The 18,111-nt window shown below is 72.4% G+C and carries 1 protein-coding gene; it reads left to right on the top strand.

Translation table 11 applies throughout. The annotated features are described in order from the left end of the window. Positions 1–245: 245 nt before the first annotated feature. Positions 246–18,098 carry a type I polyketide synthase gene (locus tag KO481_RS42195; RefSeq protein WP_215924316.1) on the top strand — a complete coding sequence of 5,951 codons (17,853 nt, stop codon included), beginning with the start codon at positions 246–248 and terminating at the stop codon, positions 18,096–18,098. Positions 18,099–18,111: the final 13 nt, after the last annotated feature.

The following is an 18,111-nucleotide window of genomic DNA, read 5'->3' on the forward strand; positions in this document are numbered from 1 at the left end:
TCCGGCCTGCGAGAATACACATCGAGAAGTCTGCGATTATTGCCCGAGGAATGGACCTTGGTACATGTAATTTTCGCCGATGTACCAAGGTTCACTTTACGCATCGGGTGCGATATTTGTAGAAACAAGTAAGCCTGCGACGCACCGCGCGGCACGCATTCGCACTTTTCTCGGGAAACCGATCCGCAAATCGGCGGAGAGTCGCCGCCGGCGCCATGAGCGTGAACCCATGAAGGGGGATGAAGATGTCACTGCGCCTCGAAGGTGGCATCGCGGTGGTCGGAGTTTCCTGCCGGTTTCCCGGCGCGGACGGACCGGACGCCCTGTGGTCGCTGCTGACGACCGGGATCACCGTCGACGCACCACTGCCCGACGGGCGCTGGGAGGCCGGCGCCCTCGCGGGTCTGCCCGAGCAGGAGCGGCGGATCATCCGGCGCGGCGCCTTCCTCGGCGACGTCGCCGGATTCGATGCCGGGTTCTTCGGGATGACAGCGCGGGAAGCCGCGATGACGGATCCACAGCAGCGGCTGATGCTCGAGCTGGGCTGGGAGGCGCTGGAGGACGCCGGGATCACCGCACAGTCGTTGTCCCACAGCCGAACCGGTGTGTTCATCGGCGCGGCCACGGACGACTACAGCACACTCACTCGCGCCCGGGGCGCCGCGGGAATCACCGCACACACCTTCACCGGGTCGCTGCGCTCCCTCATCGCCAACCGCGTGTCGTACTTCCTGAAAGCGAAGGGCCCCAGTCTCGTCGTCGACACCGGGCAGTCCTCGTCGCTGGTCGCGGTGCACCTCGCCGCAGAGAGCCTGCGCCGCGGCGAGTCCGATATCGCCATCGCGGGCGGTGTGTGTCTTCGTCTCACCCCGCACCACGCCATCGCCGCCAACCGGATCGGAGCCTTGTCCCAGGACGGCCGGTGCCACGTCTTCGACGCGCGCGCAAACGGATTCGCCCAGGGCGAGGGCGGCGGCGCGGTCGTGCTCAAGCCGCTGGCGGCCGCGCTCGCCGACGGCGACGACATCTACTGCGTGATCCGCGGCAGCGCCGTCACCAACGACGGTGGCGGCGAGCAGCTGACCGCGCCGACGGTGAACGGTCAGGCCGAGGCCATCCGGGCCGCCTACCGGCAGGCGCGGGTCGATCCTGCGGCGGTCGTGCACGTGGAGTTGCACGGAACCGGCACACCGACGGGTGATCCCGTCGAGGCCGCCGCGCTCGGCGCGGCGATCGGCACGGCGCGAACGGCGGGCAATCCGCTGCGGGTCGGGTCGATCAAATCGAATATCGGGCACCTGGAGGCGGCGGCGGGTATCGCCGGCTTCCTCAAGACCGCCCTGTGCGCACGGGCGGGAACGCTGGTTCCCACCGCGGACTTCCACACCCCGAATCCGCGGATCGCCTTGGCGGATATGCATCTTCGGGTCCAGACGAGCCTCGAACCGATCCCCGGCGACGCGGCCGTCTACGGGATCAGTTCCTTCGGCGTGGGCGGAACCAACTGCCATGTCGCGGTATCGGCGCCACCGCGCCAGCGGCGCGGAGCGCGGCCGCGCCCCGCGGAGCCGGCGCCGATACCGATCGTCCTGTCGGCCGCGGACCCGGGCGCGCTGCGCGCACAGGCGAGCAGGCTGGCGGCCGTGCTGGACGGGACGCCGGACCTGCTCGACGCGGGATGGTCGCTGATCACCACGCGCTCGCGGTTCGAGCATCGCGCCGTGGTGATCGCGTCCGATCGCACCGCGGCCGGGCCCGTGCGCGACGGACTGGCCGCGATCGCGGCCGGAGAGCCCGCGACGGCGGTGGTGCAGGGACTGGCCGCCGACACGGCCGATCCGGTGTTCGTCTTCCCCGGCCAGGGCCCGCAGTGGGTGGGCATGGCGGCCGAATTACTCGGCAGCTCGGCCGTTTTCGCCGAATCGATCGCGGCGTGCGCTGAGGCTCTCGCCCCATTCACGGACTGGTCGCTCATCGAGGTGCTGCGCGGACAGGGCCCCGCCGCCGCATTGGACCGCGTCGATGTGGTGCAGCCCGCGCTGTGGGCGGTCATGGTCGCGCTCGCCGACACCTGGGCCGCGATGGGAGTGCGGCCGAGCGCCGTGATCGGACACTCCCAGGGCGAGATCGCCGCCGCGACGGTGGCGGGGATCCTGTCCCGGTCCGACGGGGCCCGGGTGGTGGCGCTGCGGAGCAGGATCATCGCTCGTCGCCTCGCGGGCGAGGGAGGCATGGCGTCGGTCTCCCTGCCGGCCGAGGAGGTGCGTGCGCTGCTCGCCGAGCATCCCGGCATCGAGCTCGCGGCACTGAACGGGCCCCGGTCCACCGTGATCAGCGGCCCCTCCGGACCGCTCGATCGGATACTGGCGCTGCTGGAGGGCAGCGGGGTCCGGGTGCGGGTCCGGCGGGTTCCGGTCGACTACGCCTCGCATTCGGCCCATGTCGATGCCCTGACCGACGAGCTGATGGACGCCCTCGCGCCCATCACGCCCCGGTCGGGCACCGTCGCCTTTCATTCCACCGTGACCGGCACCGAACTGGACGGCGCCGAACTGACCCCGGAGTACTGGTGCCGGAATCTGCGCCGTACGGTGCGATTCCAGCCCACCGTCGAGTCGCTGCTGACCCGCCACACGGTTTTCATCGAACCGAGCCCGCACCCGGTACTCACCGTGCGCATCCAGGAGACAGCCGAGCAGACAGGCCGCACGGTCGCCGCGATCGGCACGCTTCGTCGCGATGACGGCACGCTCGATCGGATGGTCACCTCCGCCGCCGAGGCGTGGACGGCGGGAGTCGCCGTCGACTGGACAGTGCTGTTCCGCAACACCGGAACGCGCCGGGTGCCGCTGCCGACCTACCCGTTCCAGCGCACGCGGCACTGGCTGGACACCTCGGATGCGCAACGGCCCGAGGCGGCGTCCGCGCTGGCACTGCGGCGAGCCGACGGCGAGGATCTGCCCGACATTCTGCGCGATATGGTGCGCAGGCATACCGCAGTGGTACTGGGCCTGAGCGATCCGGGCGCCGTGGCGGACGAGACGCCGTTCCGGGAACAGGGACTGACCTCCGTTGCGGGTGCGGAACTGTGCGCCACGCTCGCCCGGGCCACCGGCGTATCACTGCCCGCGACAACGGTATTCGACTATCCGACACCGATCGCGCTGGCCGCGCATCTGGAGCAGCGAGCGCAGGGCGGGCCGATCGCCGAGGCGGCGATCGCCACGCCCGCTGTGCGCGAGGGGGATCCGGTGGTGATAGTCGGGATGGCGTGCCGCTATCCGGGCGGAGTATGCACCCCGGAACAGTTGTGGCAACTGCTCGTCGACGGCCGCGACGCGATCGGGGCTTTCCCCGCCGATCGCGGCTGGGACCTCGACAGCTTCGGCGCCTCGATCACATCCCGCGGCGGATTCCTCTACGACGTACCGGATTTCGATTCAGCGTTCTTCGGGATCTCCCCGCGCGAGGCGCTGGCGATGGACCCCCAGCAGCGGCTGCTGCTGGAAATCTCATGGGAGGCGATCGAGCGGGCCGGAATCGATCCGCACAGCCTGCGCGGCAGCGATACCGGCATCTTCTCCGGGGTGATGGCGCAGGACTACGGCCCGCGACTGCACGACCCCTCCGATGGAACCGACGGTTACCGGTTGACCGGCTCGACGACGAGCGTCGCGTCGGGCCGGGTGGCGTACGCCCTCGGCGTGGAGGGGCCGGCGATCACCGTCGACACGGCCTGCTCGTCGTCCCTGGTCGCCCTCCATCTCGCCACGGAGGCCGTGCGCCGCGGCGACTGCGCGATTGCCCTGGCGGGCGGGGTGACCGTACTGTCCTCGCCCGGCATCTTCGTGGAGTTCAGCCGTCAGGGCGGGTTGTCCGCCGACGGACGGTGCAAGGCGTTCGCCGCGGCCGCGGACGGCACCGGCTGGGGCGAGGGTGCCGGAGTGCTTGTCCTGGAACGCCTTTCCGACGCACAACGCAACAACCATCCCATCCTGGCGATCGTTCGCGGATCGGCGGTCAACCAGGACGGCGCCTCCAACGGGCTCACCGCCCCCAACGGTCCGTCCCAGCAGCGAGTGATCCGCCGGGCGCTCGCCACCGCGGGGCTCGAGCCCGCCGACGTGGACGCGGTCGAGGCCCACGGCACGGGGACCGCGCTCGGCGACCCCATCGAGGCCCAGGCCCTGCTGGCCACCTACGGTCAGGACCGCGACGAACCCCTGTGGCTGGGATCGCTCAAATCCAATATCGGCCACACCCAGGCCGCCGCCGGCGTGGCCGGGGTGATCAAGATGGTCATGGCCATCGGCCATGGCCTGCTCCCCCGCACCCTGCACGTCGACGAGCCCACCCGGGAAATAGACTGGACCGCAGGAAAAGTCGAGCTTCTCCGCGAACCGAGGCGCTGGGACGATACCGGCCGACCCCGCCGCGCGGGCGTCTCCTCGTTCGGCATCAGCGGCACCAACGCGCACGTGGTGCTCGAACAGCCGCCCGCCGATGGGAGCCCGGGCGCGGTGCGACCGCAGGACCGCGCGGTCGACGCGCCCTGGCTGTTGTCGGCGCTCGACGAAGTGTCGCTGGCCGCACAGGCGCGCCGGCTGCACGAGCACCTCACGCGCGATCCGTCACCGGATCCCGCCGATATCGGTTACACACTCGCGGTGGCCCGCTCCCGCTTCGGCAGGCGCGCCGCGGTGCTCGGCGAGGACATCCCGGCACGCGCCGCGGCGTTGGCGGCACTCGCCGACGGCACCGCCCATCCGGGCGTCGTCCGGGGTACGGCCGCCGCCGCGGGCCGAACCGTGTTCGTCTTCCCGGGACAGGGCTCACAGTGGCCCGGCATGGGCGCGGCCCTGCTGGACACCTCGGCGGTCTTCGCCGAATGGATCGACCGGTGCGAACGGGCACTCGCGCCGTTCGTGGCCTGGTCGCTCACGGATGCGCTGCGCGACAACGATTCCGCGCTCGATCGAGTCGACATCGTGCAACCGGCGCTGTGGGCGGTCATGGTGTCGCTGTCCGAGGTGTGGCGCTCTCTCGGCGTCGAACCGGACGCCGTCATCGGCCACTCCCAGGGTGAGATCGCCGCCGCCTGCGTCGCGGGCATCCTCACCCTGGACGATGCGGCCCGCATCGTCGCGCTGCGCAGCCGCCTCATCGGCCGTGACCTCGCGGGCACCGGCACCATGGCGTCCATCGCGCTGTCCGCGCAGGACGTCCGCGAGAGCCTGTCCGAACACCCCGGCGTCGGTGTCGCGGCGCTGAACGGGCCGCGGTCGACCGTCGTCGCCGGACCCCGGGACGCGCTGGAGGCCATGCTGTCCGGGCTGGAGCCACAGGGCGTGCGAGTGCGGCGAATCCCGGTCGACTACGCGTCGCACACACCGGACGTCGAGGGTTTGCGCGCCGGATTGGCCGCGGCGCTGGCCCCGATCGCTCCGCGCACCGGTCGGATCTCCTTCTACTCCACGGTCACCGGCACGCGGCTCGACGGCAGCGAACTGACCGCGGAGTACTGGTTTCGCAACCTCCGCCACCCGGTGCTGTTCCATCCGACGACCGAGGCGCTCATCGCCGACCGGTACACGACCTTTCTCGAGCCGAGCCCGCATCCGGTCCTGACCGCCTCCATCCAGGACACCGCCGAGGCGGCCGGCACCGACGTCGTCACCCTGGGCACCCTCCGCCGCGAGCACGGCGCCCGCGCGGACCTGCTCGCCTCGGCCGCACACGCCTGGACCCGCGGCATCGGGATCGAGTGGGCCGCAGAGTATCCGGACGCTCGCCCGATCACCCTGCCCACCTACCCCTTCCAGCGCACCCGGTACTGGCCGGACACGTCCGCCGGGTCCCAGGAGCCCGAGAGTGGTGACGGCGAGTTCTGGTCGGCGGTGCAGTCCGGTGATACCGCCGCCGTCGCCTCGCTGCTCGGTCTGCGGGAGGATCGGCCGGACTGGATGGCAGAGGCGATGCCCGCGCTGGCCCGCCGACGCGAAATACGCCGCGCGAGTGAGCGGATCGACGCCCTGCGCTATGCGATCGAGTGGACGTCGTCGGCCGCGATCGGCGCCGGCACACCGGCCGGTCGGTGGCTGGTCGTCACGCCGGACGGCGAGCACGAGACGGCCTGGGCGCCGGCGGTGCGCGATCGGCTTCGAGCGGGAGGCGCCGAGGTGATCGAGCTGCGGCTCGGTGCGCAGGAGCGCGGCTCGCTGGCCGACCTGCTGCCACCGGACGTCGACGCGGTGCTGTCGCTGCCGGCGGCGAACGACGTCGCTCCCTACGGCCGGGCCGTACCGCCGGGCGCCGCGGCGGGCCTGACGCTGATCCACGCCCTTGCCGATGCCGGGCTGGACATCCCGCTGTGGACGATCACTACGGGCGCCGTCGCGGTCGATACGGCCGACTCCGTGCGCAACCCCGCCCAGAGCCAGGTGTGGGGCCTGGGCCGGGTGGTCGCGCTGGAGCAGCCCGAGCGCTGGGGCGGGCTCATCGATCTCCCCGACCTGCCCGACGAGCCCGCGGTGCGGAGGCTGACGGCCGTGCTGGCGCAGCGGGCCGAGGATCAGGTCGCCATCCGCGATTCCGGCACGTTCGTCCGCAGGCTGGTGCACGCACCGGCGAAAACCCCTGTCGCCGAGCGGCACCGGGCGCGCGGCGTGGTCCTGATCACCGGCGGTACCGGTGCGCTCGGCGCCCGGGTCGCCCGGCGGCTCGCCCGGGACGGCGCCGCACATCTCGTACTCGCGGGACGGCGGGGGCCGCTGGCGCCGGGCGCGGACGCGCTCGCGGCGGAGCTGCGCGCGCTCGGGGCGGCGGTCGACATCGTGGCCTGCGACGTGGGCGACCGGACGGCGGTGGCGCGGCTGCTGGCCCGGTTCCCGGTGACCTCGATATTCCACGCGGCGGGCATGCTCGACGACGCGGTGGTGGATTCGCTCACCGTCGACCAGCTCGGCCGGGTCCTGCGTGTCAAGGCCGACGGCGCGCGGCATCTCCACGAGCTGACCGCCGGGCGCGATCTGGACGAATTCGTCTTGTTCTCCTCGATTTCCGGAGTGCTCGGCATCCCCGGTCAGGGCGGCTACGCGCCCGGCAACGCCTATCTGGACGCCCTGGCCGAGCATCGGCGCGCCCGCGGGCTGCCCGCCGCCTCCTACGCCTGGGGACCGTGGGCGGGTGACGGCATGGCCGCACCGGACGCGGTGGCGGATCGGCTCCGGCGGCACGGTGTCCCGCCGCTGGATCCCGATCGTGCGCTGGAGGTCCTGCTCCGCGGCGCCGACGAGGACCGGGCGTGCGTCATGGTGGCCGATATCCGTTGGGACCGTTTCCATCTCGCCTATGCGGAGGCGCGGCCGCGGCCGCTCATCGCGGGCCTGCCCGAGGTCCGCGCCCATGCGGAGGCCATGACGGGCGGCCGGGACGACGAGCCGGGGTCGCGCCTCGCCGTCCGCGTGCGCGCGCTGCGCGGGCCGCAGCGGTCGGCGGCGGTGCTCGAGGCGGTGTGCGCCCAGGTTGCGGCCGTCCTGGGACATGCCGGCGCACCGCACATCGACGCCGAAAAGCCCTTCCACGACTTGGGATTCGACTCGCTCACCGGCGTCGAGCTGCGCAACCGGCTCGGCGCGGAGACGGGCGTGCGGTTGCCGTCGAGCCTGGTGTTCGACCATCCGACCGCGGCCGCCGCGGCACGCTACATCGAGTCCCTGCTGACCGGCGCGCAGGAGCCCGAGCCGGTCGCCGCCACCGCGGAGCCCGGCGACGACGACCCGGTGGTGATCGTCGCGATGGCCTGCCGCTACCCCGGCGATGTCCGCTCGCCGGAGGAGCTGTGGCGTCTGGTCGTCGACGGCGGCGACGCCATCGGGGACTTCCCCACCGATCGCGGCTGGGACCTGCGGCGGTTGCGGCAGACCCCGGACGGCCCCGGCGCCTCGGTGACCGGTCGCGGCGGATTCCTCTACGACGCCGCGGATTTCGATGCAACGCTGTTCGGGATCTCACCGCGCGAGGCGCTGGCCATGGACCCGCAGCAGCGCCTGCTGCTGGAAACCGCATGGGAGACCTTCGAACGCGCGGGCATCGATCCGAAGTCGTTGCGCGGTAGCGAAACCGGGGTATTCGTCGGCCTGACCTATCAGGACTATCAGACCCGGGTCGCCGAACCGCCGCGGGAGCTGGAGGGCTATCTGCTGACCGGCGTGACGGCCAGTGTCGCCTCGGGGCGGATCGCCTACACCTTCGGGCTCGAGGGGCCGGCCGTGACGATCGATACTGCGTGCTCGTCGTCGCTGGTCGCCCTGCATCTCGCGGCGCAGGCGGTGCGGCGCGGCGAGTGCACCGCGGCCCTGGCGGGCGGCGTGGCGCTGATGGCGACACCGCACATGTTCACCGAATTCAGTCGGCAGCAGGGACTTTCCCCCGACGGCCGCTGCAAGGCGTTCTCCCGCGACGCCGACGGGTTCGGCGCCGCGGAGGGCGTGGGCCTGCTGCTGGTGGAGCGACTGTCGCGGGCCGAGCGCCTGGCGCACCCGGTCCTGGCGGTGGTGCGCGGGTCGGCGGTCAATCAGGACGGGGCATCCAACGGCCTCACCGCACCCAACGGCCCGTCTCAGCAGCGGGTCATCCGCCGGGCGCTGGCCGACGCCGGGCTCCGGCCCGCCGATGTCGACGCCGTCGAAACCCACGGCACGGGAACCAGGCTCGGCGATCCTATCGAGGCACAGGCGCTGCTGGCCACCTACGGCCGGGACCGCGCACGCCCGCTGCTACTGGGATCGGTCAAATCGAACATCGGCCACACCCAGGCCGCCGCGGGCGCCGCGGGCATCATCAAGATGGTCATGGCCATGCGGCACGGCCTGTTGCCGCGGACCCTGCACGCCGAGCACCCGGCGCCCGACATCGACTGGGACGCCGGCGCGATCGCGCTGCTCACCGACAACCTGCCCTGGCCCGCGGACGAGCGGCCCCGCCGGGCCGCGGTGTCGTCGTTCGGTGTGAGCGGCACCAACGCACACGTCATCCTCGAGCAACCGCCTGTCGCCGCCGTACCGGCCACCAGCGCACCGGAACCCGCCGTCACCCCGTGGGTGGTGTCGGCGAAGACCCCCGAGGCGCTGCGCGCCCAGGCGCAGCGCCTGCTCGAGCTCGGCGACCCGCATCCCGCCGATGTCGCCTACTCGCTGGCCACCACGCGCGCCGCGCTGGAGCACCGCGCCGTCGTCCTCGGCCGCACCCGCGACGAGCTCATCACCGGATTGGCCGCGGTGGCCGATGGTTCACCGGCGGAACTCGTCGTGGAGGGCTCGGCGACAGCGGCGGGGAAGGTCGTATTCGTCTTCCCGGGCCAGGGCTCGCAATGGCCCGGCATGGGCGCCGCGCTGCTGGACAGCTCGCCCGTCTTCGCGGATCGGATCGGTCGCTGCGCGCGCGCCCTCGAGCCGTTCGTAGACTGGTCGCTGACGGATGTCCTGCGCGACACCGACTCTCCGCTGGATCGCGTCGACATCGTGCAACCCGCCCTCTGGGCCGTCATGGTCTCCCTCGCCGAGACGTGGCGGTCCCTCGGAGTCGAACCCGCCGCGGTGATCGGGCATTCGCAGGGCGAGATCGCCGCGGCGTGTGTGGCGGGCGCGCTGTCCCTCGACGACGGCGCGCGCATCGTCGCGCTGCGCAGCCGCATCATCGCCGAACGGCTCGCCGGACAGGGCGGGATGGCATCGATCGCACTGCCCGTGGACGGCGTCCGGCCCCACCTGCCCACCCATCCCGGCATCGATATCGCGGCCGTCAACGGGCCGCGGTCCACGGTCGTCGCCGGCCCGGAGCCGGAGCTGGATCGACTGCTGAGGACAATGGAGCACAACGGCATTCGTGTCCGTCGCATCCCCGTCGACTACGCCTCGCACACCGCGGCGGTCGAGTCGATTCGCACCGAACTCGACGCGGCGCTCGCGGACGTGGTCGCGCGCGAGAGCGATATCGCCTTCTACTCCACCGTCACCGGCGCCCGGCTGGACGGCGGCGAGCTCACCCCCGATTACTGGTATCGCAATCTGCGCCGGCCCGTTCTGTTCCATCCCGCCGTCGAGGCCCTCATCGCCGATCGCCACACCACCTTCATCGAACCCAGTGCCCACCCCATCCTGACCGCGCCCCTGGAGGAATCCTCCGAGGCCGTCACCGTCGTGGGCACCCTGCGCCGCAACGAGGGCGACCTCACCCGCCTGCTCACCTCCGCGGCACAGGCCTGGGCGCACGGCCTGCCCGTCGACTGGACCTCCCAGTTCCCGGGTGCGCACCGAATTCCCCTGCCCACCTATGCTTTCCAGCGCGCCCGCTACTGGATGGAGGATCGGGGCGCGGGCCCGTCGAACCTGGCGGCAGCCGGGCAGCGGCCCGTGCGCCATCCGCTGCTGTCGGCCCGCATCGACAACCCGGACGGGCAGGGGACGCTGTTCACCGGCCGAATCGCGCTCGATACGCACCCGTGGCTAGCCGACCACGTCATCGCGGGCGTGCCGCTGCTGCCGGGGACGGCCGTGCTCGAGATGGCCGTGCGGGCCGGCGACGAGGTCGGGTGCGACCTCGTGGAGGACCTGACCCTGACCGCTCCGCTCCCGCTGCCCGAATCCGGCGGCGTCCAGCTGCACGTGCGGGTGGAGCCCGCCCGCGATGGGCGGTGTGGGTTCAGCGTGTACGCCCGGCCGGAGGACGCACCCGGAGACGACGCCTGGACCCTGCACGCCGGCGGCACACTGACGCGCTCGAAGACACCGGCCCCGGCGGCGCCGGGCACCTGGCCCCCGCCGGACGCCACCTCGATCCCCGTGGATTCGGCATACGAGCGCCTCGCCGCGAACGGCTACTCCTACGGTCCGGCGTTCCGGGGACTGCGGGCGATGTGGCGGCGCGGGAGCGAGATCTTCGCGGAAATCGCGCTGCCGCAAGAACAGTGGACGTCCGCCGAACAGTTCACGCTGCATCCGGGTCTGCTCGACGCGGCCGCGCAGACCGTGCTGCTGGCCGCCGCGACCGGAGACGAGATGCCCTCCGTGCTGCCGTTCGAGTGGCGCGGGTTCGCGGTCTCCGCCGCCGGCGCCACGGCGGCGCGCGTATGCCTGCGCACCGCCGGTCCCTCCGAGGCCCGCCTGTCACTCATGGACACCGCGGGCGTCCCGATCGCGGAGGCCGGGGCATTGGTGCTGCGCCCGGTGAACCCCGCTGAGCTCGCGCGCGCCGGCCTGGGCGACGGGCTGTTTCGCGTCGAGTGGAGCGAATTCACCCCGCCCTCGGTGGTGCCCGCGGATCTGATCTCCCGTGCCGATGTGCTGGACGCGGCCGAACTCGCCACGCTGGCCACCGAACTCGCCACCGCGCCACCGGCACTCGTGTTCGCACGCCTCGACCGTCGCGAGGACGAAGACGAGCCGGACACGCCCTGCGCCGAGCACGCACAGGGCGAGGCGCTGCGGATCCTGGAACTGCTGCGCACGTGGCTCGCCGAGCCGGTGTTCGATGAATCGCAGCTGGTGCTGGTCACACGGCATGCCGTACAGGCAGTGCCGGACGATCCGATACGCACCCGATTCGCGGCGGTCTGGGGCATGGTGCGCTCGGCCCAGACCGAGCATCCGGACCGGTTCGTCCTGGCCGATGTCGACGAGGCCGATGCCTCCCATCAGATCCTGCCGATCGTGGTCGCCGGGGGCGAGCCGCAGATCGCCGTCCGGCGCGGACGGCCGATGCTGCCCAGGCTGATCCGCGCGAGGGTCGCCGAGACGGCCGCTGCCCCTGCGGATTCCGAGGGCACCGTGCTGATCACCGGCGGCACCGGAACGCTCGGCCGCCTCGTGGCCCGGCACCTGATCGACCACCACGGCGTGCGACGCGTGCTGCTGATCAGCAGGCAGGGGCCGGCGGCGGAGGGCGCCGCCGCACTGCTCGCCGATCTGCGGGCCGCGGGTGCCCACGCGGACATCCTCGCGTGCGACGCCGCCGACCGGAGTGCGCTGACACGCCTGTTCGACCGGCTGGGCGCGACCCATCCGATCACCGCGGTCGTCCACGCCGCGGGCGTGCTCGGCGACGGCACGATCGACTCGCTCACCCCGGATCGGGTCGTCCGGGTGCTGCGCCCGAAGATCGCCGCCGCGGTGCATCTGCACGAGCTGACGCGCCGGCACGATGTGCCTCGCTTCGTCCTGTTCTCCTCGGCCGCCGGTGTGCTCGGCTCGGCGGGTCAGGCCGGCTACGCGGCGGCGAACGCCTATCTGGACGCCCTGGCCTGCTACCGGCGCAGCCACGGCGACCCTGCGGTCTCGCTGGCCTGGGGGCTGTGGGACGAGAGCAGCGGATTGACGGCCACGCTGACCGACGCGGATGTGCGACGACTGTCCGGGCTGGGCATCGGCGCGATGGCGACCGACGCCGCGCTCGCGCTGTTCGACATCGCCTGGAACGGCGGCGCCGACGCGGCCGTGGTCCCGATGCGGATGGATTCCGCGGCGCTGGCCGCGGCGGGCGGACCGGTGCCCGCGATGCTGCGCGACATGGTTCGGGTGCCCGTGCGACGCAGGGCAATCCGTCCCGCCGACCACGCCCTCCCCGCACCCGATCTGCGTGACCGGACCCCCGGGGGCCTGCTCGAGCTGGTGCGGACCCGGGCCGCGGCCGTGCTCGGTCACGACTCGGCGCAGGAGGTTCCGCCGACCCGGGCGTTCCGGGACCTCGGATTCGACTCGCTCGCCGCCGTCGACCTGCGCAATCGCCTCAATACCGCGACCGGCCTGCGACTTGCGGCCACGGTCGTCTTCGATCATCCGAGCCCGGCGGCCCTGGCCGAGCACATCGAGCGGGCTCTCTCCGGGGCGTCGCACGCGCCGGCCGCCGTCGCGCCGGTCACCGCCCATACCGACGATCCGGTGGTGATCGTCGGTATGGGCTGCCGGTTTCCCGGCGGCGCCGACTCGCCGGAAGCGCTGTGGCACCTGGTCCGTGACGCCCGCGACGCGGTGGCGGCCATGCCGTCCGACCGCGGGTGGGATCCGGCCGGGATGTACGACCCCACCGGCGCCACACCGGGCTCGGTGCTGTGCACCGAGGGCGCGTTCCTGCCGGACGCCGCCGGCTTCGACGCGGATCTGTTCGGGATCTCCCCGCGCGAGGCCCTGGCGATGGATCCGCAGCAGCGGCTGCTGCTGGAGACCGCGTGGGAGACCTTCGAGGGTGCGGGCATCGACCCGATGTCGTTGCGCGGCAGCCGAACCGGAGTCTTCGCCGGGGTGATGTACCACGACTACGGTGCCCGCCTGACCGACGTGCCCGCCGACGTCGAGGGCTATCTGATCAACGGCAGCGCGGGCAGCGTGGCGTCCGGGCGGGTCGCGTACGTCTTCGGCCTGGAGGGTCCCGCCGTCACCGTCGACACCGCATGCTCCTCGTCACTGGTCGCGATGCACCTCGCGGCGCAGGCGCTGCGCAACGGCGAATGCACGATGGCCCTGGCCGGCGGCGTCACGGTGATGGCGACGCCCGCGCCGTTCGTCGAGTTCAGCCGGCAGCGCGGCCTGGCCCCGGACGGACGGTGCAAGGCGTTCGCCGCGGCGGCCGACGGGACGGGGTGGGGCGAGGGCGCCGGACTCGTTCTCCTGGAACGCCTTTCCGACGCGCGGCGCAACAATCACCCGGTCCTGGCGGTGCTGCGCGGGTCGGCGGTCAATCAGGACGGCGCCTCCAACGGGCTCACCGCACCCAACGGCCCCGCCCAGCAGCGGGTGATCCGCCAGGCCCTGGCCGACGCCGGGCTCCAGCCCTCCGAGATCGACGCCGTCGAGGCGCACGGCACCGGCACGCGCCTGGGCGACCCGATCGAGGCACAGGCGTTGCTCGCCGTCTACGGGCAGGACCGCGCGGAGCCGCTGCGGCTCGGATCGGTCAAATCCAATATCGGCCACACCCAGGCCGCCGCCGGAGCGGCGGGCGTCATCAAGACGATCATGGCCATGCGGTACGGAATCCTGCCCCGCACACTGCATGTCGACCAGCCCACGCCCCACGTCGAGTGGGCCGCGGGCAGCGTCGAGCTGCTCACCGAGAACACGCCCTGGCCGGATCACGGCCGACCCCGGCGCGCGGGGGTGTCCTCCTTCGGCGTCAGCGGCACCAACGCCCACATCATCCTCGAGCAGGCGGGGGAATCCGACTCTCCTCCGAGCGACCGGCACACGCCACCGATCGTGCCGTGGGTGATCTCCGGTCGCGGGCCGGCCGCGCGTGCGGCGGGGGCGGCCCGGCTGGCCGCGGCGGTGCGGCCGCAGGACTCGGCCCTGGACATCGGCTGGTCGCTCGCGACCGGCCGGGCGGCGTTGAACGACCGAGCGGTGGTGCTGACAGGCGGCGGCACCGATCGCGCCGAGGCGCTCGAGGCGCTCGCCCGGGGCGCCTCGCACCCGGCGGTGATCACCGGGCGGGCCACGGGAACCGGTGTGGCGATGGTGTTCTCGGGCCAGGGTACCCAGCGCACCGGCATGGGCCACGAGCTCTACGACACCTACCCCGTCTACGCCGCCGCATTCGATACCGTCTGCGCGGAACTCGACCGCCATCTCGCACAGCCGTTGCGGGACATCGTGTTCGGTGCCGACCGGGAGCTGCTCGACCAGACCCGGTACGCCCAACCGGCACTGTTCGCCCTCCAGGTCGCCCTCTACCGGCTCTGGGAGTCCTGGGGCGTCACCCCGGCGGTGGTGGCGGGTCACTCGATCGGCGAGATCGCCGCCGCACACATCGCGGGGGCGCTGACCCTCACCGATGCCGCGGCCCTGGTGGCCGCCCGCGGCACGCTCATGCACGCCCTGCCCGCGGGCGGCGCCATGGTCGCGGTCGACATGGCCGAGAACGACATCCTGCCCCATGTGCGCCGATTCCCGGAATCGGTCGCCGTCGCCGCCGTCAACGGCCCGAAATCCGTTGTGCTGTCCGGGGATCACGCCACGCTGGCCCGGATCACCGGCGCCCTCGACGGTCATCGGATCACCTGGCTGCGGGTCTCGCACGCCTTCCACTCACCGCTGATGGACGCGATGCTGGACGAATTCGGCAGGGTCGTCGCGCAGCTGCCGAGCACGGCGCCCACCATCCCGATGGTCTCCACCGTCACCGGGCGCCCGATCGAGCGCGCCGAATTAACCGAGCCCGGCTACTGGATCAGCCATGCCCGCAACACCGTTCGCTTCGCCGACGCCCTCGAGGTCATGGCCGAACTCGGCCCGGCCGTCCATCTGGAAATCGGCCCCACCGCGGCGCTGACCGCACACGTCACCGGCACGGCCGTGGCATCCCTGCGGCACGATCGGCCCGAGCCGAGCGCGCTCGCCGCCGCCCTGGCCCGGCTGGTGGTAAGCGGTGTGGACCCGAACTGGCGCAACTACTTCGCCGATACCGGCGCCCGCGGCACGAGGTTGCCCACCTATCCCTTCCAGCACGAGCGCTACTGGCTCGACAACCGGCCGGCCGGGGTGGTGGATCTCGGCGCGGCCGGTCTGGACAGTGCCGATCACCCGATCCTCAAGGCATCGGTGACCCTCCCCTCGTCCGGCCGGATGCTGTTCACCGGTCGGGTCTCGCTCGCCTCGCTGCCCTGGCTGGCCGATCACCGGGTACACGATGCGGTGTTGTTCCCCGGCACGGCATTCCTGGATCTGGTGCTGCACGCCGGACGATGCAGTGGCTACCCCGGCGTGGCCGGGCTCACCCTCGACGTGCCGCTGGCTCTGACCGAGTCGGACCGCCTGCAGGTGCGCGTGGAGGTCGGCGAACCCGGAGACGGACGCCGCGCGGTGGCGGTGTATTCGCGCCCGGAGAGCGCCGCGCCCGGCGAGCCGTGGACGCGGCACTGCTCGGGCGTCCTGGATGCCGAAAACGTCTCCCGTGCGGCCGAATCCGTGCACTGGCCCCCCGCCGACGCGACGGCGCTGGACATCGGTGACTTCTACGACCGGATGGCCGAATCCGGCATCGTCTACGGTCCGGTCTTCCGCGGTATGCGGGCGGTGTGGCGGCGCGGCGACGAGCTGTATGCCGAGATCCGAATGGACGGCGGCACCGGCGATTTCGCCGTGCACCCGGCCCTGTTCGACGCCGCCGTGCACCTCACCGCGATCGAGGCGGGCGGGGAACGAGCGCATCTCCCGTTCTCCTGGACCGGGGTCACGCTGCACGGCCGCGCCGGCACCGGGCTCATGGTCCGGCTGGTCCGGCGGGGTGACGACGAGGTCGCCCTCGAGCTGGCCGATCCGTCCGGCAGTCCCGTCGCCTCGGTCTCCTCGCTGGCCGGGCGGCCGATCTCCGACGCACCGGCGCGCGTCGGCTCGCTTCGGGTGGACTGGCATCCCGTGACATTGCCGTCGGCGACCGTGTTGCCCGCCGACACCACCGTGCTGAACGCGGCTGCGCAGCACGCCGATTCGGGCGATATCGCTGAATCGGCCCGGTTCACGGCCGAGTATGTGCTCGGGTCGGTACAGGACTGGTTCGCCCGGCAGACCGATCCGCGGTCGCGTCTGGTCGTGGTAACCGACGGCATCGCCTCCGACGATCCGGCCCGCCGCCTGCCCGCGGCCGCGGTGTGGGGTGTGGTGCGGTCGGTGCAGGCCGAGCACCCGGGGCGGGTAGTACTGGCCGACGGCGATGATCGGCTCCCCGCCGCGGTGGCTTCGGGTGAGCCCCAGGTCGTACTGGGCGCCACGGAGGCATTCGTGCCGCGGTTGGTGCGCCGGTCGTCCCCGGTGGCGAATTCGCCCTGGCGTCCGGGGACGGTCGTGATGACCGGGGCGGGCGGGGCGCTCGGTGGCCGGGTCGCACGGCATCTGGTCGAGCGGCACGGTGTCCGCAGGCTCCTGCTGGTCAGCCGCCGGGGCGAGTCCTCGCCCGGGAGCGACGAACTGGCCGCGCGGTTGCGCGCATCCGGCGCCGCGGTGGAATTCGCGGCGTGCGACGTGAGCGATCGGCCCGCGTTGGCCGGGATTCTGGCATCGGTGCCCGCGCGGTGGCCGATATCGGCGGTCGTGCACTGCGCGGGTGTCGTCGACGACGCCGCCCTCGCCGGACAATCCGCCGAGCGGCTACGAACCGTGTTCGGGCCCAAGGCCGTCGGCGCCTGGCATCTGCACGAGCTGACCCGCGAGCTGAATCTGTCGGCATTCGTCCTGTTCTCCTCGGCCGCCGGTGTGCTGGGGTCGGCCGGGCAGGCGAACTACGGGGCCGCCAACGGGTTCCTCGATGCGCTCGCCGAGATCCGGCGCGCGCAGGGACTGCCCGCGGTGTCGCTGGCGTGGGGCCTGTGGGACGTCGAGGACGGCATGGCGGGCGAGCTCGGCGACACCGACCGGCGGCGGCTGGCACGCACCGGCGTGCTACCGATCCGGGAGGACCATGGCCTGGCGATGTTCGACGAGGCGATGACGTCTCGGGATGCAACGATCGTCCCGCTGCTGCTCGATCGTGCCGCGCTGCGCGCCCGCGGCACGCATTTGCCCGCCGTGCTCCGCGAAGTTCCCGGCGCTCCGACGCACGAACCGTCCCGGAACGGCACGGCGACGCTGCGGGACCGGATCGGCGGGCTCACCGGACAGGCGCGCCGTGACCTGCTCGCCGACGCGATTCGCGCCGAGGTCGCGACCACGCTCGGCCATGCCGGACCGACCGCGGTCGACGCCCAACGGAGCTTCACCGACCTGGGCTTCGACTCGCTCACCGCGGTCGAGTTGCGCAATCGGCTCGCGGCGCTCACCGGTATCGCACTGCCGGCGACGGTCGTGTTCGATCATCCGTCGACCGACGCGCTGGCCGGGTTCCTCGACGGCCGATTGCCCAGCGCCACCGACACTCTCGTCACCGAACTGGACAGGGTGGGCACGCAGCTGCTGGCGGCGGAATGGGAGAGCGCGGACCATGCGCGCATCGCCGACCGCCTGGAACATCTACTGGCCGAGTGGAATCGACGCGACTCGGCGAACCGCAACGGCGACCTCGCCGGCACCACCACTCCGGAGGAACTGATGGATTTCATCGACCGCAACCTGTGACGCAGTCCCGTCC

Source organism: Nocardia albiluteola (assembly GCF_018860155.1).
Lineage (GTDB): Bacteria > Actinomycetota > Actinomycetes > Mycobacteriales > Mycobacteriaceae > Nocardia > Nocardia albiluteola.

Excerpts from the sequence above, each read along its gene's own strand:
- KO481_RS42195 (WP_215924316.1), top strand. The coding sequence starts at position 246 with ATGTCACTGCGCCTCGAAGGTGGCATCGCGGTGGTCGGAGTTTCCTGC.